At 56.8% G+C, this 23,607-nt stretch carries 17 protein-coding genes and 1 pseudogene; 10 read left to right on the top strand and 8 right to left on the bottom strand.

Features of this window, described 5'->3' with window-relative positions; translation table 11 throughout:
- Positions 1–9: 9 nt before the first annotated feature.
- The 4 genes from AC2FEB_RS16905 to AC2FEB_RS16890 form a co-directional block, all read right to left on the bottom strand.
- Positions 10–1,194: an amino acid aminotransferase gene (locus AC2FEB_RS16905; RefSeq protein ID WP_496675271.1), complete on the bottom strand. Its 1,185-nt coding sequence runs from the start codon at positions 1,192–1,194 to the stop codon at positions 10–12.
- The gene (gene sseA, locus AC2FEB_RS16900) at positions 1,194–2,048 is read right to left on the bottom strand and encodes a 3-mercaptopyruvate sulfurtransferase (protein ID WP_496884228.1); all 855 of its coding nucleotides are present in this window, start codon (positions 2,046–2,048) and stop codon (positions 1,194–1,196) included. Before sseA ends, AC2FEB_RS16905 begins: the two co-directional genes overlap by 1 nt.
- Before the next feature lie 93 nt (positions 2,049–2,141).
- Positions 2,142–2,411, bottom strand: coding sequence for a CBU_0592 family membrane protein (locus AC2FEB_RS16895; RefSeq protein WP_117871091.1), 270 nt, complete (start codon positions 2,409–2,411; stop codon positions 2,142–2,144).
- Positions 2,408–2,971, bottom strand: coding sequence for a helix-turn-helix domain-containing protein (locus AC2FEB_RS16890; protein ID WP_496675274.1), 564 nt, complete (start codon positions 2,969–2,971; stop codon positions 2,408–2,410). Before AC2FEB_RS16890 ends, AC2FEB_RS16895 begins: the two co-directional genes overlap by 4 nt.
- Before the next feature lie 107 nt (positions 2,972–3,078).
- On the opposite strand from AC2FEB_RS16890, the gene ilvD reads away from it, so the two are divergent.
- Complete coding sequence (gene ilvD / locus AC2FEB_RS16885) at positions 3,079–4,911, top strand: dihydroxy-acid dehydratase (RefSeq protein ID WP_496675276.1); 1,833 nt, start codon at positions 3,079–3,081, stop codon at positions 4,909–4,911.
- A 199-nt stretch (positions 4,912–5,110) separates the two neighbouring features.
- On the opposite strand, the gene AC2FEB_RS16880 is transcribed toward ilvD, so the two are convergent.
- The gene (locus AC2FEB_RS16880) at positions 5,111–5,929 is read right to left on the bottom strand and encodes a sulfotransferase family protein (RefSeq protein ID WP_496675278.1); all 819 of its coding nucleotides are present in this window, start codon (positions 5,927–5,929) and stop codon (positions 5,111–5,113) included.
- 143 nt (positions 5,930–6,072) lie between these two features.
- Here AC2FEB_RS16880 and AC2FEB_RS16875 point away from each other — a divergent pair, with 143 nt between their 5' ends.
- Both AC2FEB_RS16875 and AC2FEB_RS16870 read left to right on the top strand, forming a co-directional pair.
- Positions 6,073–7,650, top strand: coding sequence for a DUF5928 domain-containing protein (locus tag AC2FEB_RS16875; protein ID WP_496675280.1), 1,578 nt, complete (start codon positions 6,073–6,075; stop codon positions 7,648–7,650).
- A 390-nt stretch (positions 7,651–8,040) separates the two neighbouring features.
- Positions 8,041–11,565, top strand: a complete 3,525-nt coding sequence (locus AC2FEB_RS16870; RefSeq protein ID WP_496675282.1) for a flavoprotein — start codon at positions 8,041–8,043, stop codon at positions 11,563–11,565.
- Here AC2FEB_RS16870 and AC2FEB_RS16865 read toward each other — a convergent pair.
- The 3 genes from AC2FEB_RS16865 to AC2FEB_RS16855 all read right to left on the bottom strand — a co-directional run bounded on the left by AC2FEB_RS16865 (position 11,562) and on the right by AC2FEB_RS16855 (position 17,023).
- Positions 11,562–12,725 (bottom strand): hypothetical protein, encoded by a 1,164-nt coding sequence (locus AC2FEB_RS16865; protein ID WP_496675284.1) that lies wholly within the window; start codon positions 12,723–12,725, stop codon positions 11,562–11,564. The two genes, AC2FEB_RS16870 and AC2FEB_RS16865, sit on opposite strands and share 4 nt — an antisense overlap.
- A gap of 20 nt (positions 12,726–12,745) precedes the next feature.
- Positions 12,746–16,021, bottom strand: a complete 3,276-nt coding sequence (locus AC2FEB_RS16860; RefSeq protein ID WP_299900286.1) for an adenylate/guanylate cyclase domain-containing protein — start codon at positions 16,019–16,021, stop codon at positions 12,746–12,748.
- A gap of 108 nt (positions 16,022–16,129) precedes the next feature.
- Positions 16,130–17,023, bottom strand: a complete 894-nt coding sequence (locus AC2FEB_RS16855; RefSeq protein ID WP_496675286.1) for a LysR family transcriptional regulator — start codon at positions 17,021–17,023, stop codon at positions 16,130–16,132.
- 102 nt (positions 17,024–17,125) lie between these two features.
- Here AC2FEB_RS16855 and AC2FEB_RS16850 point away from each other — a divergent pair, with 102 nt between their 5' ends.
- The 7 genes and pseudogenes from AC2FEB_RS16850 to AC2FEB_RS16820 all read left to right on the top strand — a co-directional run bounded on the left by AC2FEB_RS16850 (position 17,126) and on the right by AC2FEB_RS16820 (position 23,598).
- Positions 17,126–18,568: an aldehyde dehydrogenase family protein gene (locus AC2FEB_RS16850; protein ID WP_496675288.1), complete on the top strand. Its 1,443-nt coding sequence runs from the start codon at positions 17,126–17,128 to the stop codon at positions 18,566–18,568.
- On the top strand, positions 18,568–19,542 hold the full coding sequence (locus AC2FEB_RS16845; RefSeq protein WP_496884242.1) for a membrane dipeptidase: 975 nt from the start codon (positions 18,568–18,570) through the stop codon (positions 19,540–19,542). The genes AC2FEB_RS16850 and AC2FEB_RS16845 overlap by 1 nt, the downstream gene beginning before the upstream one ends.
- A 4-nt stretch (positions 19,543–19,546) precedes the next feature.
- On the top strand, positions 19,547–21,235 hold the full coding sequence (locus tag AC2FEB_RS16840) for a hypothetical protein (protein ID WP_496675290.1): 1,689 nt from the start codon (positions 19,547–19,549) through the stop codon (positions 21,233–21,235).
- A complete protein-coding gene (locus AC2FEB_RS16835; RefSeq protein ID WP_496884227.1) occupies positions 21,232–21,861 on the top strand; it encodes a DUF3726 domain-containing protein in 630 nt (209 codons plus the stop codon). The genes AC2FEB_RS16840 and AC2FEB_RS16835 overlap by 4 nt, the downstream gene beginning before the upstream one ends.
- 11 nt (positions 21,862–21,872) lie before the next feature.
- Entirely contained in the window at positions 21,873–22,895 is a 1,023-nt protein-coding gene (locus AC2FEB_RS16830) for an Ldh family oxidoreductase (protein ID WP_496675294.1), read from the top strand.
- A 57-nt stretch (positions 22,896–22,952) separates the two neighbouring features.
- A pseudogene (locus AC2FEB_RS16825) lies at positions 22,953–23,297 on the top strand (transposase); the annotation flags it as partial.
- Positions 23,298–23,325: 28 nt separating this feature from the next.
- Positions 23,326–23,598 (top strand): transposase, encoded by a 273-nt coding sequence (locus AC2FEB_RS16820; protein ID WP_496675296.1) that lies wholly within the window; start codon positions 23,326–23,328, stop codon positions 23,596–23,598.
- The last annotated feature ends 9 nt before the right edge of the window (positions 23,599–23,607 follow it).

The raw sequence follows: 23,607 nt of genomic DNA, 5'->3' as shown, positions 1-23,607 counted from the left end.
GTTGTCCGGTCAAACCCCGACGTCGACAATCGCCTTGGCCAGGATCGGCACGGTGGTCGCGTTCAGACCGGCGATGTTCAGGCGGCTGTCGCCGACCATATAGATGCCGTGATCGACACGCAGTTTCTCGACCAGTTCCTGTGCCGCCCCCAAGCGTGAGAACATGCCACGGTGTTGGGCGATGAAACCAAAGCGGTCCGAGCCGCTCAGACGCTGCAGCTCGTCGGCCAATTGCTGACGCAAATCCAGCATGGACAGGCGAACCTCTTCCAACTCGATGGCCCAGTCTGCGCGCAACGCTTCATCCATAAGAATGGTCGTCACAACACGCGCGCCGTGGTCAGGTGGAAACGAATAGTTTTGGCGGTTCAGGAATGACAGCGTCCCTTGGTTCAATGCGGTCTGCCCGGCATCGGCGCTGATGGCCATCAGCAAACCAGTGCGTTCGCGGTACACGCCGAAATTCTTCGAACACGACGCCGCTATGAGGCATTCCTTGACCGAAGATGCGACCAGACGTGTTGCTTGCGCATCCTCTTCCAGACCGTCGCCGAAGCCCTGATAGGCGATGTCGATCATCGCTACGAGGCCAAGTTCGTTGATCAGGTTCACGACTTCCTGCCATTGAACGATGTTGAGGTTGGCACCGGTCGGGTTGTGGCAGCAACCGTGCAGCAGAACCACGTCACCCGCCTTGGCGGTCTTCAGGTCTTCGATCATGCCGTCGAAATCGACGCCACGTGTGTCACCATCGAAATAGCGGTATTGAACCGTCTCGATCCCCAGATAGTTCAGGATCGACAGGTGGTTCGGCCATGTCGGGTTCGACACAAACACGCGGGCTGACGGGTTGGCCATGCGGATCATCTCGAACGCCTGACGACAGGCGCCGGTGCCGCCCGGTGTCGCCACAGCTGCGATATTGCCGCGCTTAACCGACGTGCCGAGGATTAACCCGATCATCGCATCCGCATAGGCCGGGTCGCCGGCCAGCCCGGTATAAGCCTTGGTGTCCTGCTCTTCCCAGATGCGCCGCTCGGCCGCTTTGACGGCGCGCATGACCGGGGTAATGCCCTCTGCGTTTTTATAAACGCCAACACCCAGGTCGATCTTCTGATCGCGCGGGTCTTCGCGGTACATCTGCATCAGCGCCAGGATCTTGTCGGCAGGCTGCGGTTTCAGGTTCTCGAACATCAGGTCTCTCCGGTTGCGACGGGCAGGGTCGGGAAGGCACCCCATTCAGCCCATGAGCCGTCATAAAGCGAGTGGTCTTTCTTACCCATGCGCTCCAGCGCAAGGCTCAGGATCGCGGCAGTCACGCCAGACCCGCACGAGGTGATCGCCGGTTTCGACAGATCGACGCCCGCAGCCTCGAATATGGCGCGGCACTCTTCCGGCGACTTCATGGTGCCTTTGGCGTTCAGCAACTGGCCAAAGGGGACATTGCGTGAGCCCGGAATATGGCCCGAACGCAGACCCTCGCGCGGCTCGGCTTCGGCCCCGGCAAACCGGCCGGCAGAGCGGGCGTCGATAATCTCATGATCACCAAGCTTGGCGGCGGCGGACACTTGCGTGACGTCCCGGACAAGCTGGTTTTGTACCCGAACGGTCATGTGACGATCACGGATGACCGGCGGCAGATCTTCAACCTCGCGCCCTTCCGCCTGCCATTTAGGGAACCCACCATCCAGAACCGCGATGTTTTCCTGCCCCATCAGACGGAACAGCCACCAGACGCGTGCAGCCGACATCAGCCCAGCGCCATCATAAACCACGACCTGATGACCATCGCCCACACCCATCGCCCGCAGGCGCGACATGAATTTCTCGACCGGAGGCGCCATGTGCGGCAAGTCGGAACGGTGATCTGATATCTCATCAATATCAAAGAACCTCGCACCGGGGATGTGGCTTGCATCATATTCGGCCTTTGCATCACGATTTTGTGCGGGCAAGTACCACGACCCGTCCAGAATCCGCAGATCCGGGTCCTTCATATGCGCGGCCAGCCATTCGGTAGATACGAGGGTTTTTGGATCGTCCTGCATCAAAGCCTCCCCAAAGCGAGCTTGGGATTTCCCTATACCCGGCAGCTTGGGGGTTCAAGACTGGATAGCGCTAGCGCCTGTTAACCTCTGGATTTATCGCACCCGGCGCAGGCGGACGTGCTGAATGATGCCGATGATACTGATCACGATCCAGAAACCCTCGATCAGCATCGAGGCCAGATTGAAATTCTGCAGCAGGGAATAGACGATCAGGACGGATCCCAGCAGGTTGATCACCGGAAAAGCCAGATCATCCGAATTCATCATTCGCATCTGCGTCGCGAAATACGCGGCCACCACGATCAGTGCTCCGAACGAGCCGATGGCGTCCACGATGGTCAGGCTGTCGAAAAATGCGGTCATGTAGGGTCCCTGCCGTTTTCAGGAAACTCTGTGTCTTGGGCGTAATGATGCATGTTCAGAAATGCAGCGCCGTGCACACCGGCACGGTATCCGTGCGGCACATCTGCCGCAAACCGCAGACCCTGCCCTGCCTGCAAGGGAACCCATTCCCCATCACGAAGAATTTCCAAAGTGCCGCTAAGGACAAACACTTCCTCGGTCACCCCGGCAGCGTGCGCGGGCGACTCGTGACTCTGGTTTGGGTTAAGACTCACGTGAAAGGTTTCGGCCCCCAATGCAGGATCGAAGGGGAAGACGATCTTGACCTCGATACTGCCGGGGAAAGTCACGGTCTGAAAGACCGATGGGTCGCCCTGCATTGTGTCGATCAACGCGCTCAAGGGCACCTGGAACCCTTTGGCGATCTTCCAGAGCGTGGCAATCGTCGGGCTGGATTCGCCCCGTTCGATCTGACCCAGCATGGCTTTGCTGACACCGGTCATTTCCGCCACCTTGGACAGGCTCAGCCCTGATGCCGCGCGTACATCCCGTAACTTCAGCGTAATGTCGTCCATTGCCATCGTGTCGTCTTTCGAATCCTCTTGTGCGTTATAGCGCACATGTGGTACGTGCGCTATAACGCACGAACCCCAAGACATGCAACCCGAGGAAATAGGGAAACAGCATTATGCCATTGTACCGATCCAGAACCTCAACCCATGGCCGCAACATGGCCGGCGCACGCGGCCTTTGGCGTGCCACAGGCATGGGTGACGATGATTTTGGCAAACCGATCATTGCCATCGTCAACTCGTTCACCCAGTTCGTGCCCGGTCATGTTCACCTGAAGGATCTGGGCCAGATGGTTGCGCGCGAGGTTGAAGCCGCTGGTGGTGTTGCAAAAGAGTTCAACACGATCGCGGTTGATGACGGCATCGCAATGGGCCATGACGGCATGCTGTATTCACTTCCTTCCCGCGAAGTCATTGCGGACTCGGTCGAATACATGGTCAACGCGCATTGCGCGGATGCGATGGTCTGCATTTCGAATTGCGACAAGATCACCCCCGGTATGCTGATGGCTGCGATGCGCCTGAACATCCCGGCCATTTTTGTCTCGGGCGGGCCTATGGAGGCCGGCAAGATCGATATCGCTGATCTGGATGCCAAAAAAATCGACCTCGTCGATGCGATGGTGGCTGCGGCAGACGACAAGTTCACGGACGAACAGGTTCAGCACATCGAAGAGAATGCCTGTCCGACCTGCGGGTCCTGTTCGGGCATGTTCACCGCGAACTCGATGAACTGCCTGGCCGAAGCGCTGGGTCTGGCCCTGCCGGGTAACGGCTCGACACTTGCTACACATGCCGACCGCAAAGAGCTTTTCCTGGAGGCAGGCCGCCGGATCGTTGAGATCACCAAGCGCCATTACGATCTGGACGAAAAGGGTTTCTTGCCGCGCGAGATCGCCAACTTTGACGCGTTCGAAAACGCCATGAGCCTCGACATCGCCATGGGAGGGTCGACCAACACGGTTCTGCATCTGCTGGCGATCGCGCATGAGGGTGAGGTTGATTTCACCATGACCGACATGGACCGCCTGAGCCGCCGTGTTCCCTGCCTTTGCAAAGTCGCGCCCAACACCGAAAACGTGCACATGGAAGACGTCCACCGCGCCGGTGGTATCTTCTCGATTCTCGGAGAGCTCAGCCGCGCAAGCCTGCTGCACGAAGAATGCAGCACGGTACATTCGGCAACGATGGGCGAGGCAATTGCCAACTGGGACATCAAGGTCGCCAATAACCCTAAGGCACAAGAACTGTTCAAAGCCGCCCCTGGTGGTGTGCGTACCACACAAGCGTTCAGCCAGTCCAACCGGTACAAGGAACTGGACACCGACCGCGAAGGTGGCGTGATCCGTTCGAAAGAACACGCGTTCAGTCAGGATGGCGGTCTGGCCGTTCTGTTCGGTAATATTGCCCGCGACGGCTGTATCGTGAAAACTGCTGGCGTAGACGCAAATATCCTGAAATTTACTGGCTCGGCTTACGTGTGCGAAAGCCAGGATCAGGCAGTCAACGACATTCTCACCGGCAAGGTGAAAGAAGGCGACGTGGTGGTGATCCGCTATGAAGGCCCGCGCGGCGGCCCGGGGATGCAGGAAATGCTGTATCCGACGTCATATCTGAAGTCTAAAGGACTGGGTAAAGCCTGCGCCCTGCTGACCGATGGTCGTTTTTCGGGCGGCACATCCGGTCTGTCGATCGGACATGTATCACCCGAGGCGGCCGAAGGCGGTGAGATTGGTCTGGTGCAGAACGGTGACACGATCGCGATCGACATCCCCAACCGCACCATTCATCTGGCGGTTTCGGATGAAGAGCTGGCAGAGCGTCGCAAGGAACAGGACGCAAAGGGTTGGGAGCCTGCCGCGCCGCGCAAACGCAAGGTGTCCACTGCGCTCAAGGCCTACGCCAAGCTGACGACCAGCGCGGCGAAAGGGGCAGTACGTCAAGTCTGAACATCTGCGGGACCGGTTTGCTGACTCAGCAGACCGGTAAATCGGCCGCCCACAGGAACTCCCGCTCCCATATCGCACCATCAGCTTCGCTGAGGCTGCATTTGGCTTTGGGCCCGGCGCCGCGCAATGCGCGGCGCCGGGCCCAACCAGAGGAGATGTTTCGCAAGAAATATCGACGATGGGCGGGAGCACCCTACCGTCAGTCGCCCAACTTGGCGTGAATTTCGTTCAGATCAATTTCGCCGATCGGCATCTTGTTGGCCGGGTTTTCGAAGTCGTATTTGAACAGCTCGAAATCCTGCTTGTAGATCTCATAGACCAGATGCATCGACAGATCGTCGAAGTAATCCTCGACCGGATGCGCACGTTTTGGTCCGTGGCCTTCAGATTCATTGAACCGTGGGATCTCGGACAATGTAACCGAGTGCTTCAGCTCGACATTGTCCAGAACATCCTGCATCCCGTCGTTGAACGCTTCGGTCCAGAAAATCCGGTCATAATGACCGCCGTTCACGATGAAAGTAGACACGTGGCCTGACATCGCAGACCAGTGAATGTCCGGGTCCATCGGACGCCGCCACCGGATCGTATCGCGCGCAAACAACAGAAACCGGCGGAAGCTGGCGATCTGGTCAAACTCTCCTTTGCCGTCGTCACCGCCCACTTCGATCCCATAGTTGTAGATCAGCGTCGGAACCAGATTGCCGCGGTATCGCTTACCGTTGCGCTGAATGCCGCAGATCTTGTCAAAGAATGAGCTTAGGATGCGGGTATAAGGATTGCGCACGCAAGTAAAAGAATACGACGCGTGATTGCGCACATTGTTCGATATCAGGCCCTGACTCTGATCAAACGCCCATTTATGCATGCCGTCCTTAGCGTCATGGATATCACCATCGAAAAACTGACCATGGTCCGAATAATACATGATCTGACCAATGGTCGAGCAGGCACATTTGGGCACCACACGGTACACCATGCTTTCGCTCTCGGTCATCCAGGTACCGGGAAACCCCATCTGCTGCGCCTCCTTCGCTGGCCTGGTCTCGATCCGATACACCAGCTTTTGGTAACAAAGAACCAAAATTATTCTGTTTATTCAATCGTTCATCCTCAGTATCACGGTTGAAATCAGGCAGAAACGGATATTGCGTTATCTCTATGGCAAAAGTCGCCTATATATTGCTGTGTCACAAGGACCCCGAGGCCATCATTGCTCAGGCCGAACAACTGACTGCAGCTGGCGATTGCATGGCCATCCATTTTGACGCCAGCGCCAGCACCAAAGCACATGAACGCATTCGGTCCGCGCTGGATCAGAACCCCAATGTGACCTTTGCGAAAAAGCGCGTCAAATGCGGCTGGGGCGAATGGTCTCTGGTGCGGGCCACGCTGAACGCCCTGCAAGCCGCCGTCGAAACTTTCCCCCGCGCCACTCATTTCTACATGCTGTCCGGTGACTGCATGGCGATCAAAACGGCAGAATACACGCACCGTTTTCTGGATGAGCACGACAAGGATTTCATTGAAAGCCACGACTTTTTTGCCAGCAACTGGATCAAGACCGGCATGAAGGAAGACAGGCTGATCTATCGCCACTACTTCAACGAGCGTACGCAGTCCAAGCTGTTTTATGCGGCCTATGAAATGCAAAAGCGCCTTGGTCTGACACGGGACATCCCCCAGGACATTCAGATGATGATCGGCAGCCAATGGTGGTGCCTGCGTCGCAGAACAGTCGAAATGATTCTGGATTTCCTGCGTCAGCGCCGGGATGTGATACGGTTTTTCTCGACCACGTGGATACCTGATGAAACCTTCTTTCAGACCCTGGTGCGCCACCTGATCCCGAAAAGCGAGATTGAAAACCGAACGCTGACATTCCTGATGTTCTCGGACTATGGAATGCCGGTCACGTTCTACAACGACCATTATGACATGTTGCTGGGCCAGGACTATCTGTTCGCGCGCAAGATCAGCGCAGAGGCGCTTGAGCTGAAAGACCGTCTCGGCTCGCTGTATGCGAGCGAGGGTGTTGATTTCCCTGTCTCGAACGAGGGGCGCAATCTGTATGCGTTTCTTACCGGTCGAGGGCGCATCGGCCGCCGGTTCGGACAACGCTTTTGGGAGGCTGGAAGTACGCTCGGCCCTGAACGAGAACTGTTTGTGATCGTCTGCAAGAAGTGGCATGTCGCCAAACGTCTTGTCGACCAGATCGCGTCGGAAACGGACATCCCCTGTGTTGAATACCTGTTCAACGAAGAACATACTTTGCTGCCGGATTTGGGCGGGATCGAATCCACCCTGGCCAAGCGTTCCCGTCACCGGCGCGCCGTTCTGGGCCTGTTGTTCGACAGTTTCGGGTCAAATCAGCTGGCGCTGTGCCTAGACCCAGCCAATCTGGACGCACTTGAAGATTTTTGCGGCGACCAGGCCAAAACCCATGTGCTTGAGATCGAATGCGAATACTCGGACGAATATCTGATCGGCCACGCGCGTCGCGTCGGGCTTGCCGGAGACAACAGTCCAACGGAAACCGTTGCATCGCTGCTGCCGACTCTTCGCAACGATCTGAGCTACGAATCCGAACAGATCCGTGCCGCTCGGCTGGGCAATTACCTGCGCCTGCGGGAAACGGCACCGCGCGCCGACAATGAAGCGGTTATTGCCAAGTTTCTTGGGGTCGACGAAAAAACAGCCCAGGCCATTATGCGGTTGGACTACCTTTTCCTCGACTAAACCAAAAAAGCCATTCATTGATTGCTGCCTGCGAGCAGGTACCGTTGGCCCGTGCATTCCATATCTCGGATGGCAAATGTTCCGCCACGCAAAGCACCCTCAGCCCCTGTAACTGCACTCGTGATTTTTATTCAAAAATCAGATACTGTGCAGCCAATTGGGCCATTTTGTTCAAACTTTTTCCGTCAGCAATACGGCCCTTGCCAGAAAAAGCACGGAAAGCAGACAGGTCTTTTATTCTGAATGGCCGGTATCTGAGCTTCGAAGAACCAGAAAAACTGGCTGATCGAAGATTGAAGTATTGAAACGCAACTCCGGGGGGAAACAGTTGTGCCCATAGATCAAATTTCAAAATCAAGATCATACATCCCAAATGACGCAGACTGGAAGGTGATATATGATGTCCTTCCGGGGAACCCAGCCGTCATCAACCCGCATTTCGAGTGCATCGAGGTGACCGGAAACACGGTTCTGCCAGCGAACGGCATGTATATCGTGCTGCGCGGCGTGGTTCAGTTGCGCCAGAACGGAAATCCATTGGCCAGTGCGGATGTCGGCGATTACTTCTATGAAGAACACCTGCAGATCTCGGATATCCCCGTCAGCCTGGAAGCGCTTGCGCTGGACGGAACCCGGCTGGCGTACCTGTCCAGCAAGAACTGGCTTCAGATACCAGAAAGCATCCGGCAACCCTGTTTTGCAACGATGTTTGGTGATCTGGTCAGCGTTCAGTTGCATAATTTTCAACAGCCAATCAATTGTTGCAGTGTCACCGCGGCCGCCCTCAGCATGTCGGCGCTGGGGTTCAGCTGCGAAGTGAATGACATCTTCCGCGAATGCGCATTGCCTTCGTCATTTGTCGTGAACGATGGAATCTCGCTGGGCGAGCTTTTTGACGTCGCCTGCACTTACATCCACACACAAGGGCTTCGCGAGAGGGTTCAGGTTCAGGCCTATTTCATGGACGCAGACACAACCAGTGTGCCGCTGTTGCTTGAGGCGATCGACGAATCCAACCGCCTGGGCGGTGACAACGACATTCTGGTGGCGAATTTCCAGGTCGGTGTCGCCCATGGCAAAGACGATATGCCCGGCGGCCACTTTGCCGTCATCGCCAAGTGCAACCCAAGCACGGGGCTGGTGCATATGATGGATGTGCATCCTGAAAAATACGGCAAGCTTTGGGTAACAACCGTGGAGCGGTTGTGGCAAGCCATGTCAGATCGAGACGGAACCTCGATGCGGTCCCGCGGCCTATTGCGGTTTTCGGCAAGGGCAGCGGTCAAGACGCATCTGAAGACGTTCAAGCAGCGGTGCAATTACGTCGACAGCACGCGTTACCTGGCAAAAGATCCCAAGAAACGCCGCAACCTGTTCCGCCGGGCCACGCCCAATATGAACTCATTGGGTGTGTTGGCGGAAAGCCTCGCCATTCACGGCGACAACAGAGTGGACGAGGACGAGCTGCTGCGGGCGACAGAGGCATCGTTTACGGATGCCGTCAGCCGGGTCGCCACTGCCGAAGACATGCATGACATGGCGCAAAAATACCTTAGCCAGTCCGAGAACGTGCATCTGAGCAGTTCGTTTCAAAGCTTTGAAACCCGTAACGATACATCGATCCAATCCCCGCAAGACTGGTTCAAGGCACTCTTGAAAAGCCTGAACACCAACAAAGATCGTCACCTGATGATCAATATCGATTTCAATCGCGTCACCGGGATCGAAGCGATCCGCCCGCCGGACAACGTGTACCGGGAAACCGCCCTGCTGGAAGAGTTCTGGTGTCTTTGCATTGCTTATGACGAGGACCAGGACGTTGTCACCATAGTCGACATGAGCCCTGCGACATCGCAGGTCTGGCAGGCACCGCGCGGCAACATCTTCCGCGGGTTGCGCGATCTGGAAGACCCCGCATTGGTGATGATCGAAGAGATCGACCCGCCCGAAGACCCAAGCGATGTTGCCAGTATCATCAAGCACAATAAGATGGTTCTGTTCTACGAAGATGAGGACCCCTGGTCCTACATGCTGCGCAGCGTTCTTTCGAATATCGGGGCAACAACCGTCAAGCAGATCGATGTGGGTGGACGCGATCCCAATATGATCAGGATGCGGCGGCAATTGGTGACACTCGGCGAAAGACCAGATCCGCCATATTTGTTTTTCAAAGGCGGGTGCATCAGCAAAAGCGATGAGCTGGAAGACATTGTGGACATGATCAGGGCCGGTGAATTGCAGGCTAAGATGCGCACGGAAGGGTTGCCTGTATCAGAGCTGAATGAGACCCCTAGCCTTGAAAAGAACCCGTTCGGCTATCCCAAAGGAGTTATGAATCAGGTCAACGCCGGCAAGCGAAACGTATTGTTGTGCGCCTGCGGGTCGTCGGCGGCAGACAAAATCCCGGAACTCGTCGAACGCATCGTCGATGCAGGGCATAACGTGAAACTGATCCCCTCCGTCTCGGCCGAGAAGTTCTTTCGCGATTTCGGGGCCGAGCGGATCGACGCCAAGATCACCCATCATGACTATTATCGCGACGATGATGAGTGGAATTTCCGCTACTTGAAATTTGACATGCCGGTGCGGGCATCGCATCTGGCGCTGTGCGACTGGGCCGATTGCGTCATCGTGGCGCCCATCACCTGCAACACGATGGGCAAAGTGGCCAACGGTATTGCCGACAACCTTCTGACCTCGGTCTTTGTGGCGTGGCAGTATCAGAAGAAACCGGTGATCCTTTGCCCCGCCTGCAACACGAACATGTGGAACAACATCACCACGCAGAACAATGTCGACAAGCTGAAAACGCTGGGTGTCGACTTCATCGGGCCGCGCGAAGGTCGCCTGTCAAACGGCCGGATGGGTATCGGCATGATGGCAACTCCGGACCAGGTCATGGAAGCTTTGGCGGACGCCTTCGAGGAGTTGGACGATCAAAAATATCGCGTCTGCAAATGGGCGCGCGAAGCTGCCGCCGCCGATGACATCAACGAATGGAAACGCGTGTTCCGCGCCATCGACGAAGAGATCGTCGGCGTCAACATCGTGGACGAAGCCCATGGCGATTCCCTGCTGCACTATGCAGCCGGTGGTGAAGGTGAGCTGAACGAAAGCGGCCATGATCTGGGCAAGCCGGATTATGAAGCTGCTCAGGACCTGATCGATCGTGATATCGACGTCAACATTGTCAACGATCACGGGTTCACGGCATTGCATGTGGCGGTGATGAACAAGGCGCCGAAGATGGTCGAGATTCTGCTGGGTGCTGATGACATGGATGCGACCTCGTGCATCGAATTCGTTCAGGGCATGCAGATCGAACCCGAAATCCGAGCCATGCTGGACGCTTGGGCGCAAGATCACAACCTGAAGATGGAAGACCCTGAACAGGGGCGTGACGAAAGCTTCGTAGCCGTCAAAGAACCCTCTTACCTGTATTTCACCTATGGGTCCCTGAAGCAGGGGTTCCCCAATCATGACGCACACAGCAAAGTTCTGAACGACTTCGTGGGAATGGCGCGCACCCGGCAACCGATGCCCCTGATCATCCCGAAGGAACCATTCTGCGACAATCCCAACTGTGGGTATCTGCATCGCATGGCAACGCTTGTGGATCAGCAGGGGATGGGCAAGCAAGTGGGTGGAGAAGTCTACCGTGTCACCGAATCCGGCCTCAGCGAACTGGACAGGCTGGAGGGGTATCACGGCCCCGGCTCACCCCAGAATGTCTATGTCCGCAAGAAGATCAACGTCGTCGTCGAGGGTGTAATGAAACCTGCCTACGCCTATGTGATCGCGGATCCGGAAAAGTACCTGAAAAGCTGGCGCGAGGGCACATCTGAAGTGGTAAGCGACTACACGCTGGATATGGCGCAGGGCGAACCCAAACCCGGGTTTGAACCCGTGGTCTAGCATTCTTGCGTGCTGATCGGTTGCGGTTCGGAACTGTTCTTGATGCTGAGATTATAGGCCGTGATCGCCACCATGCACAGCAACACGAAAGGCCAGAAACTGGCCTTTGGAATCAGGTTGTCCCGATAGTGGATGATCCGCAGCGACGGCACCGCCTCTGAGGCGAAAAGGTAGGTATTGATCGAAACCGCCAGCAGCAAGAAATACATAAGGAAAAAGAACGACTCCATGTAGATCACAGGTGAGCCTGCAAATCCTTCGCGCAGCTGCACATGGGCCAGCAGGATCACGAAGAACAGAACCGAACAGGTGCCGATCACGCTGGACGTGCTGAAGTCATGTCGCTCCACCAGACCCTCGCGGCGCGTGACGGTCATGACCGCACCGAACAGCAGCATCACCACAACAAGCAATGGAATCATGTGAACGATGAACGCGTTTGCGAAATTGCGCTTGATAACGAAGTTGTAATGCAACTCGGGTGCGTTGGTTTGGTATGCGTTCTGTCGTATGCCCAGCGTCGTATCCAGATTTGACAGCTTGTAATCGAAATAGGTGTTTTCACGCTCCCACGTGCCCATCACGATCCGGTTGTCGATCCCAAAGATGTCATCCGGTCCGGTCGCCGGATAAGCCTCAAAGTCGGGCACCAGCGCGACATTGACCTCAAAAGAGGCCGGCCAGAACCGTACCCAAACCGTTTTGTGATCGAAGGGGTAACTGGTGTAGTCGAAGCTCTGGCGCAGAGTTTGTTCGAAATACCAACCAATCAAAACGCCGTCGGGTTGCGGCAACCGATAGGCCTGTTCGATAAGGCCGTTTGCCGTATCGACCGCTTCGGGCAGAAGAAACCCAGCCTCACCTTCGGCAGGAATGATCGCATCATGTTCACCTGCTTTGTAGTGCTGCCAGATATAGCCGGTAAGCTGTATATCGCTGGCGCCAAGAAAGCTGAAAGACTTTATGAAAATCCCCGTTCTCAAACGGTAGTCCGGTGCAACGTCCAGCTTGCACAGATATGCATCTACCGCAGCCTGATCAGGCAGTTGTGTCGGGTCTCCTTCGAAATGGTTCAGTTCGATCCAAAGCTTGAGCAACAAAGCGGCCAACCCAAAGGTCAGCAAACCCGAGATAAGCCACACCTTTCTTTCGACGCTCATTCAGCCACCTGCCTTGCCGCCTATTCCGCCAGAAAATCCGCTCGGCCCAGCAACGATTGCGTGATGCCCATCGCCGCAAACTGCTCATTCAGATCGGCAAATCCGCTATGCTGTGACGGTGGGATATTCTGCTTCCCGCTCTCGGCCAATAGTCGTGCTTGACGAATGGACAGGTCAACCATTGGCAAAGGCTCATTCTTGGTGAACGCGGCAAGCCCATCCGCATATTCAATTGCGGCATCCCAATCACCGCGCGCCAGCATGACAACGCTGGCATCGGGGTAAAAGTGCAAATGGCTGTGGCCGACACATCCCTCGGCGATGATCTCAGAGCCCAGCTTCAAAAGGCGTGTTTGCTCATCCGGGTCCGTTTCGGCCATCGCCAATGCAGAAAGGGCCTTGGGTCCAACAAAACTCCGGCCATGTTCAAGCGCAATTTCGACTGCTCGCAGACCAGTTTCACGTGCGCGCCCCGCTTGACCGGCATACACCTGCGTTCTGGCCAGGTGTTCCAACGCCTGCGCTTCAAGGCGTTTTGCCCCCACGCGCTCTGCGATTTCGGCAGAGACACCAAAGGCTTCAAGCGCACGGTCGAGACTGCCCAGAAAGGTCTCGGCCACACCAAGGCATGTTTGCGCGACGCATTCCGGAACGAAGGCAAAATACGTCTGCGAGATTTCAATCGCCTCGTTGGCATCTGCTCTGCCCTGCCCGACATCCCCCGTATAGCTGCGCGCAACACTGAGATTGTGCAGGTTGGCCGCAAGGTCTCGAACCAGCCCTTTTTCACGCGCCCGTTCAACGGCTTGGGTGTAGAATCCTGTCGCCGTCTTCATCGTGGCATTCATGAAATTGGCGTCGCCAAATCCACTTAGCGCGCCGACTTCCAGACGAGCAGACTCGAGCTTGCGAGCCAGCGAGAGGGCGCGTTCGTTGGCCTTCAGCGCTTCGGTGTTCCGACCCAGCGGGAAGTAAACGTTACCGCGCACGTAGTTTATCTGAGCCACATCTTCTTCAGACCCGCAGCGCTCTGCCGCTGCCTCAGCAATGTCGAGCGCTTCCAGCGCGTCCTGATAAAGGCTTGCTTGCCGCGCCGCCTGCGCCAACCCGGTATGCGCCCTCGCGACTTGTTCATCGGTTTCCGCCAAACTGGCCGCGTCCTTGAACTCCTCCAAGGCTTCGTTTGACAACCCCTGCAACCGATGCGTTTCACCCCGCGCGCACAGCAGGTCAAATCGGACACCCGCCGGGGACGGCAATTCCAAAGCCCGCTCGATCAATGGGCTGGCGTCGTCGAACCGGAAGGCTTGGATCAATTTATCCGCAGCCTCCAGATAGGCTTGCGCTGCGTTATTGGCTCCGGCCCGGTCCAGATGCTGGGCGCGCAAGGTGGCATCTCGATCCTCAAACCACTGAGCCGCCTGTCGATGCAGACGGGCCCGTTCGGATTTGACCAAAGTAGCATAGGACCCGTCCCGGATCAGCGCGTGGGCAAACATGAGATCAGGTCCGGCCTCTCGGATCAACGCCGACCGGATCAGGTTACTTGTATCCAGATGTCCTTCGCCCAGAATGAAATTCAGAACTTCGGGCGAGAACCTTTGACCCAGAACCGATGCGGCCTGAAGGGCGGTTCGACTGGTGCGATCCAATGCATCCAATCGCGACTGGACGATACCCTGAATACTTCCGGGCACACTTTCCTGCTTGAGCACGTCTGTGTTGCGCAACAGCTGTTCCAGAAACAACGGGTTGCCGCCCGCCCGTTGCACACATGTTTCCAGCAAGTCCTGATCGATGGCCCGGAACTCTTCGACCAGTTGTCTGACATGCTCCTCTCCCATAGGCGCCAGTTCCAGCTTTGACACCAGCGCGCCGTCCGTCGCCATCTGCCAGTCCCTGTCGATCGGATCGCCCTCGGCCCGACTGGACATCATCAACACACAGGGAATATTCCGCGTCGCTGCGGCGATATGCGAACAGGCCGTCAGGATGTCAGGGGTCGCCCAGTGGATGTCCTCAATCTGAATAAGCAGGGGCGATTCCTGGCTGCTGGCCGAAAGCAGTTCCTCAAGAACCTGACGCCGACCCCGCAGGCGGGTCTTGTTGTCCATCACGGCATAGACCTCGGCCAGACCCGGGTCTTGCTCAAGCTCAAGCAAGGCATTGAGATGCGCGGCGTTGGAAGGACTGACCCAGCCCCTGCTGATCGCGTCTTTTGCGACAGCCGCCCCTGTTTCCGCCCCATCCGACGCTTCAAGTCCCAGAATGCTGCGGGCGACGGTCTGAATGGCTGAATGACCTTCGCGCGCACCGAAATCCACCACAACGCCGTTGTGGATCGTGTAGGACAGGCTGGTGGCCAGTTCCGCCACCTGCTCGGACAGGTGGGTTTTTCCAATTCCGGGTTCGCCCAGAACGATATGTACTTCACCTTTGCCATGGCGCTGGCACCGGTCGAACGTGGCTGAGAAAATCGACATTTCACGCTCGCGCCCAATGAATTTGTGCCGTCTCGTTCGAATGTTCCTGGCCAACCGGTCCAGACGCCAGACCTCAACCGGTTCGTTCAGCCCCTTGATCGCCTTGACCCCGATGGAGTCGCCCACGAACAACGGACCCAGCGCGCGTTGAATGTCATGTGAGACCAGCGTTTCCCCTGCCGCTGATATGTCCGTGAGACGGGAGGCCAAGTTTACGCCATCTCCTGTCACCGTGTATTCCGTATGTGACTGGCTGCCGGTTGAACTGGCAATGACCTGACCCGAAGAGATGCCGATATGGCAGGAAAGCGGCGGCGATAACGTCGGAAGAACCGCGTGAATTTCAGCCGCAGCGCGTGCTGCCCTTTCCGTGTCGTTGGTATGTGAGATCGGCGCCCCGAAAACAGCCATGACCGCATCACCAATATGCTTGTCGATGCGACCCCCGTATTTTTCGACCACATTGTCCACTTTGCTGAAGAACTGATTGAGCAGCGCGTGCAGATCCTCGGCATCCAGTTCGCTGGAAATTTTCGTGAACCCGGTCAGGTCAGCAAACATCACCGTGACCTGCCGCCGCGCGGGTTCATGCGGTGCCGTTGGTTCAGGCTCTGCCGCGGTGTGGGCGGAATCAAGTTGCTCGATAGCACGCAAAAGCCGCCGACGATCGCCGACAGCAGTAACACCGATTTCGATCAGATCCTCTGCCGTCAAATCTGGCAGAATGGAAAAGTCAATCTTGTTGTCAATGAAGGCCTGCGCGTACTCGTTCAATCCATTTGCGCTCAACCAGCCCCTCAGGTCTTGAGACATATCGCCACTCTGAAGTCCCCCACTTCAAGCGGGAACCTAGCATGGCAGCGGGCCCGAGTCTGCAAAAACCAAATTAATTCGTGATTTTGAGCAGGGTTAATCCATTTTTCATGCGTTCACCTGGCTTGCATTTCCAAACCCGTTCGACAGGACAAATGAACGGCAGGCCTCGGAGATTTCTCGAAATCGCGCTCTTTCCCTTACATAAAGATACACCTCGCGCCTGTCCGGCAAATCCGAAATCGGACGAAAGCCAACTGCGTCCGGGATGAATTGCGCGACGGTCTGCGGCAGGACCGTTATCCATTGGCCTGCTCTGACCGTCGTGATCAGGGAATGCGTGTTGTGAATGGTAACCTCGGCTCCGTCCAGAATCTCTCTGAAAGGCGCGGACTCGATAAAGTCACACAGGGCGTTTCGAACGAAAGACTCAGCCACCAGATCCGAAATGGCTGGCGGTTCTGCCCGTGTCATCAGCGGATGATCGGACGCTGCAACCAACCCGAAGCGATCCTGAAACAGCGGCTCTGCACTGACCCCGTTTAGTGGATGATGGCCGGACGCAATGCCGATATCAGACGTGTCGCCGGCAACCGCATCCAAAACCTGCTGCGAATCTCCGTCACGCAACTCGATCTTCAGGCCGGGAAAGCGAGAAGTCATATGATCCAGCAGGGCAGGAAAGACCAACGCCCCCACGGACGGCACCGATACGATACGGATCAACCCATGCTCGGCCTGTGCCGCCAGTTCAATGTTCTGAACGGCCTGGTCAAAATCCCGCACCTGTTTGAGTGAGAGGTCAAGAACTTGCTGACCCAGCGGCGAAAGGTGGTTTTTCCGTTCCCCTTCAAACAGCTTCTTGCCCAGATGCTCTTCGAATTGCTTCAGCATCATTGAGACGGCAGATTGTGTCCTGCCCAGACGGCTGGCTGCCTCGGCAAGATTTCCGGTTTGTGCCACGGTGCAAAAGCACCGCAGCATTTCTACTTTCACGGCCATACTTCAATCTTTCTGAAATTTACTAAAGTTATTTGAGTTTGACTGATATCGCCAGCAAGTTCCATTCTTTCGCAAACTGAACTTACGAAGTTGGGGCCTGACGTGACCAAACTGAATCTGATTGCCGGCGAATGGCTGGCGGGTGAAAGCGAAATTGAAAACCGCAATCCATCGGACCTGAGCGATCTGGTCGGTATGTTCGCGCAGGCCAGTGCCGATCAGCTTGAGGCAACGCTGGACCAGGCGCGTGTGGCACAGTTGGAGTGGGCTGCCTACGGGTTAGAGCGCAAGCAGGCCGTACTGAACGCCATCGGCAACGAACTGATGGCCCGTGCCGAGGAACTTGGCACATTGCTGAGCCGCGAAGAAGGCAAGCCGCTGGCCGAAGGCAAGGGCGAGGTTTACCGCGCCGGTCAGTTCTTCACTTACTATGCTGCCGAATGTCTGCGACAGATCGGTGAGAACGCCGATTCCGTGCGCCCGGACATCGAGGTTGACGTGCGCCGCGAGGCTGTTGGCGTGGTTGCCATCATCAGCCCGTGGAACTTCCCCACCGCAACGGCCTCGTGGAAGATCGCCCCGGCGCTTTGCTATGGCAACGCGGTTGTGTGGAAGCCCGCCAATATCACCCCTGCCTCGGCCGTGGCACTGACCGAAATCATCGCGCGGCAAGACATTCCCAAGGGTCTGTTCAGCCTGGTGATGGGCTCGGGCCGTTCCATCGGTCAGCGTCTGGTGGAAAGCCCCAAGGTCAATGCGATTTCATTCACCGGATCGGTTCCCGTGGGTAAAGGCATTGCTGCTGCGGCGATCCAGAACCTGACCAAGGTGCAGATGGAAATGGGGTCCAAGAACGCGCTGGCCGTGATGGACGATGCCGATTTGGATCTGGCGGTGACGCTGGCGCTGGGCGGGGCCTTTGGCGGCACCGGTCAGAAGTGCACCGCTTCGTCGCGTCTGGTCGTCCACGCGGGCATCCATGATGCCTTCGTCGAAAAACTGGTGGCCGGTGCACAGGCCATGAAGGTTGGCCACGCGCTGGAGGACGGGGTTCAGATGGGTCCGGTCGTCAGCCAGCAGCAGTTGAATGAAAACCTCGCCTATGTCGATCTGGGCAAATCCGAAGGCGCCGAACTGGCCTGTGGTGGTCAGCGGCTGGAGATGCCCCATGACGGTTTCTACATGTCGCCGGGCGTATTCCTGAACACCACCAACGATATGCGCATCAACCGTGAAGAAATGTTTGCGCCTCTGACATCCGTCATCAAGGTCGGCAGCTATGACGAGGCGCTGAGCGTGGTCAACGACACAAATTTCGGCCTGACCTCGGGCATCGTGACCAAGTCGCTGGCCCGCGCCACCCATTTCCGTCGCAATGCACACACCGGCGTTGTGACAGTCAATCTGCCCACCGCTGGTACTGACTATCACGTGCCTTTCGGCGGCCGAGGTGACAGCTCGTACGGACCACGCGAACAGGGCAAGGCGGCGGCTGAATTCTACACGACCGTCAAAACCGCCTATATCAGCGCAGGCCCCGTATGATGCGGATCGATGGCCTGCAATATGCCAACTGGTCGGAAAAGATCTTCCGCCAGCTACGCGAAGGGGGCGTGGACGCGATCCACGTCACCATCGCCTATCATGAGAATTTCCGCGAAACAGTTCTGAATTTTGAGAAATGGAACCGCTGGTTTGAGCAGTATCCGGACCTGATCATGAAAGGCCGGTGGGCCAGCGATATCGACACAGCCCGTGAAACAGGCCGAACCGCAGTGTTCTTCGGATTTCAAAACCCGTCACCCATCGAAGACGATATCGGACTGGTCGAAATCCTGCACGATCTGGGCGCGCGGTTCATGCAACTGACCTATAACAACCAATCCCTGCTGGCGACCGGTTGTTACGAGGCCGAAGATACCGGCATCACACGTATGGGCAAGCAGGTCATCAAAGAAATGAACCGCGTGGGCCTTGTGGTCGACATGAGCCATTCGGCAGACCGTTCCACGATCGAAGCGGCTGAAATCTCGGACCGGCCCATCGCGATTACACACGCCAATCCGCACGCATGGTCCCCGGCCCTACGCAACAAGCGGGATGACGTCATCCGCGCGGTAACGGAAAAAGGTGGGATGCTGGGCTTTTCGGTCTACCCTCACCACCTGAAGGACAAGTCCGATTGCACGCTGGAGAGCTTCTGCGAAATGATCGCCCGCACTGCCGATAAACACGGGGCCGAACATCTGGGGATCGGCACTGACTTGTGTCAGGATCAGCCCGACAGCGTCGTTGAATGGATGCGTGTGGGGCGCTGGACGAAAGAAATCGACTATGGCGAAGGCTCTGCCTCGGCTCCGGGCTTCCCACCAATGCCGGGCTGGTTTCAGGACAATCGAGACTTTGGCAACATCGAAAAAGGGTTACGCGCGACCGGCCTGAACGATGACGAAGTGGCCGGGATCATGGGCAGGAACTGGTATCGGTTCTTTGCCGAGAACTTCGTCCCACAAAGGTAACCAAATGGAACCACACGCGCAGACAGAGATCGCCAGACGTGACCCAGCCACGGTCATGCGGCTGTCACGGTTGGGATCGCTACACCAATGTCGGCTCAGCTTTATGCGGCAACTGACCCGCCGCATGGCCGAAGAAAACTGGAGCTTTTCACGTCCCGCGTTTGAAATTGACGACAGAGGTGTAGGTCATGCGGTCTATACCGCGCAAGGCCCCGATCGGGCATATTCGCTGGTCGCCTTTGCCCACGACCTGCCACCCGAACAACGATCCGACCGGGTGATCGCCGAGGCCTGGGATGCCACCTTCACCTTGTTTGACGGCATTCCAACGGCGAAAGATATCGATCGTCTGTCGCAGAACGTTCCGTTGCAAGAAGCCGGACGCGTCAGCGAAGCCGAATTGTCCCTGTCTCGGGCCAACCGTTCCGTGCGGCTTTGGGCTCATGTGGTGGATCGTCTTGCAGTGGGGCAGCAACCCGATCTCGAACAGATCTACAAGGTCGGCTATCTGATGCGGACCACGGCAGTTTATGGGTCGGGCAAATTTGGCGCAGCGGACCGTGAAAAGACAGCCTGCCGGGTTGAAGTCAGCGGTCCATTCCAGATCGAGATGCTGTCGGTCTATCTGACCCGTGTCTTTGTGCGCGATCTGGTGCAGCATATGGCGCAGGTCAAAGGCGGGGATCGGACCGCAGAGCTTGATCCAGACATCGCCCGTTGGTTGGGCATCGGAAATTCGACTGGTCTGGGTATGGCTCCATTCATCGTCAATCACCCGGTGTTGTTCAACAACTGGATCATGGTGCGGGAAGAGGCAATCTCGCGCGTTCGGTCTATTGGGGCGGCTTCGGTTAAGGAGGCCCGCACATTTCGCGATATCTTTACGCGCAGCAAACAGTCAATCGCATGGTGGCAGTCTGAGCATCCCGTTCAGATTAGAAAGCTGGCGGCCCTGAATTCGGATCTGCAAAAAATCGAAGAGTATCTGGCCAAGGATGGCCTGACACAGGACCACCCCTGGAACCGTCTGATCTGTTGGTCCAAAACCACGCTGACCGAAGAAGGCCAAGAGCTGCTGGCCTCTCTGATCCTTGAACCTTATGGCACGCTTGTTGACGGGCTTGCGAGTTGCATGGCGGACACCAACACGGCCGCGCAGGTGATTGATGGTACAATGCCGGTATCGGCGGTGCGTGCGTTGATCCGGAACAGTTTTGACTGGGCCCTGAACCTTGATTGGACCGCCGCCGAAAACTGCGCGCGTGCGTGGTACGTATCCGAAGAAAAGCTGGAACCCCGACTGGGGGAACGGTTCGAAGAACCGATCTCGGATTATGAACAACCTCTTGCACCGGCACGGGATGCGACCTTGGCTTTCGATGCAATGCAGGACTGGCCTGATGACACTCCGATAGCAGAGTTTCTGTTGCGCCATCCGGAACACCGCCATACCGTACGCCGCGCACAAATCAGCCGCATCGCACCGTACGGTGAAATTCGTGACAACACGATCAGCGCGCAGGTGATGCCCATTGATATGCTGCGCGCCAAACTGTCCTTCTTTGGTGCAACGCATTTTGACCCGCGTTCGGATCGGTGGGTGCGTATCTGCATGTATGCAGGTGCACCCTACCCGGATGAGCTGAACACCGGGAACGCCGATCTTTGGGTTTATCCGGAGGTTGTGCAATGACCTTCTCGTTGAACGAAGTAGAAGCCACCGCCAAACGCGCAACCCGTGGGGCCGGATATTCCTGGGGTGTGGCGGAAGAAGCCGCAAAAGCAACCCGATGGCTGTGCGCCCAGGGGTTCGACGGACCCGCGATCCTGGCTCAGCTGCTCCGGCGCGAATTTGTACCCGGCTTGGAACATCACGTTCCAGAGGTCCAGAACGGTATATGGACCAGTGAACAGGACCTATGCCCGCTGATGACCGGAACGGCTTTGTCGGACTCTCCGACTGCGCTGTCCCAAGGCGCGGTTTCGGTTTCAAACGTTGCCGCGCCGCTTCTGCTGCTTCCCTTTGTCGCCATTATGGCTAAAAGGCGAAAGACAATCCTGGAAGTCACGATCGACGGTGTTTCCGCGAAAACAGATGGCATTCATCTAAATTGTGAAGACTTCGGAACGGACCGGGCTGACCGTGTCGTGATAGCCGAAGTTGACCACATTCAATCCGCTCGTTCCATGCATAGCCGCGCTGCTCCAAATCCTGAGACCTGGCAGCTCCTCAACACCGTGGCGCATCGCACCTACGCTCCCGCAACTGAAGAATCCCGACTGCTTGGCGCTGGTTCAGGCTTGTCAGACAACGATTGAAGGATGATCCGATGACTGAAACCAGAACTCTCTCGCTTGCCGAAATCGAAGAGCTGTCCTTCAATGCGCTGGTTGCCGCCGGCACAAGCGAAGAAAACGCACGCCCTTTGGCTGTTGCCACAGCCGCGACCGAGGCAGACGGCGTTGCCAGCCATGGGCTGGCGTATATCCCGATCTATTGCGAGCATGTTCAGTGCAGCAAGGTGGACGGTCAGGCAAAACCGGCCCTTGAAACCCCGCGTCCCGGCCTCGTCCGGGTCGATGCCAAAACCGGGTTTGCACATTCGGCCATTGATCTGGGTTTTGAGGCGTTGATCCCGGCGGCACGAGAACAGGGTATCGCCGCATTGGCAATTACCAACAGCTACAATTGCGGTGTTCTCGGCTATCACACTTATCGGCTGGCCCAGGCAGGGCTGGTTGGATTGGGGTTCACCAATGCGCCAGCATCCATCGCACCTTCGGGCGGATCGAAACCTGTTGTTGGTACCAATCCGTTCTCCATCGCTGCACCGGGTACGGATGGTCAACCCGCGCTGCTGATTGATCAAAGCGCCAGCACCATCGCCAAGAGCGAAGTGATGAAGCATGCACGGGAAGGAAAGGCCATTCCCGTCGGATGGGCGCTGGACGCTGACGGGAACCCGACAACGGACCCTAACGTTGGTCTGAAAGGCAGCATGGCCCCTTCGGGCGGCTACAAAGGCGTGGGTGTTGCTTTGCTGACCGAAGTCATGGCCGCTGCCCTTACGGGATCAACACTTGGGTTGAACGCTTCGCCTTTTTCCGGAACTGCCGGTGGCCCCCCAAAGACCGGGCAGTTTTTCATTGCGATTGATCCCGCAGCGTCGTCCGGTGGCGCGTTTTCGAACGCCATGGCGACTTTGGTTGAATCGATCAGAGCTCAGGACGGTGCGCATCTGCCCGGCGATGGCCGCCGCAGGAGCCGACTTTCATCAAGCAAAGCGGGTGTCGCAGTGAATTCCGCAACCCTGTCAAAGATTGAAGGAATTATCGGGTCAGACTTGGGTTAGGCTGCATTGATTTTCGGTGCGCCGCGTGATTCTCGGCTGTCAAAACCGAGCGGTGACCTGAGCGACCTTTGTTGGCTAACCGACGAGCTGATGGCGAAGCGCGCGCCCTTCTTCCGGAAGTGGCGCGGCAAGCCTCGGGGTGATGACAATCGGGTGTTGAGTGGGATTACCTTCATCAATCGCAATGGGTTGCGCTGGCGAGATGCCTCTGGCAAATACGGGCCTTACAAGACGCTTTGCAGCCGATGAAAGCGTTGGAGCCAGAAAGGCATCTTCGCGCGGATCTTGGCCGGTCTGACCGCCGTGCACGGCGAAGAGAAGGCAGTCCTGATTGACGCGACCTATCTAAAAGCAGATCGCACTGCGACCAGTATGGCCGCAAAAAGGGGCGTGGCCGCCCGACCCAGCCCCCTGAAATCATGCCATTGAGATGTTAGTAATCCGTCCAAGAAAAGGATGGCTCATGAAACGCAGATTTTCAGACGAACAGATCATTGGAATGATCAAGGAGTACGAGGCGGGCGTGAAAGACCAGGAGCTTTGTCGCAGCTACGGCATCAGTGATGCGACTTTCTACAAATACAAAGCAAAGTTTGGCGGCATGAACGTGTCGGATGCCAAGAAGTTGCGGGCACCGTTGCAGCGCCGCATGAGGAGGCTCCAAGCGCAGCAAGCCCTGCGAGTTGCGAGGCTAAGTGCTTGATATCTTACT

It is taken from the genome of Ruegeria sp. YTSC106, assembly GCF_059609765.1.
The sequence above is the reverse complement of the archived record's forward strand: the minus strand, read 5'-3'. Positions and strand labels throughout refer to the sequence as shown.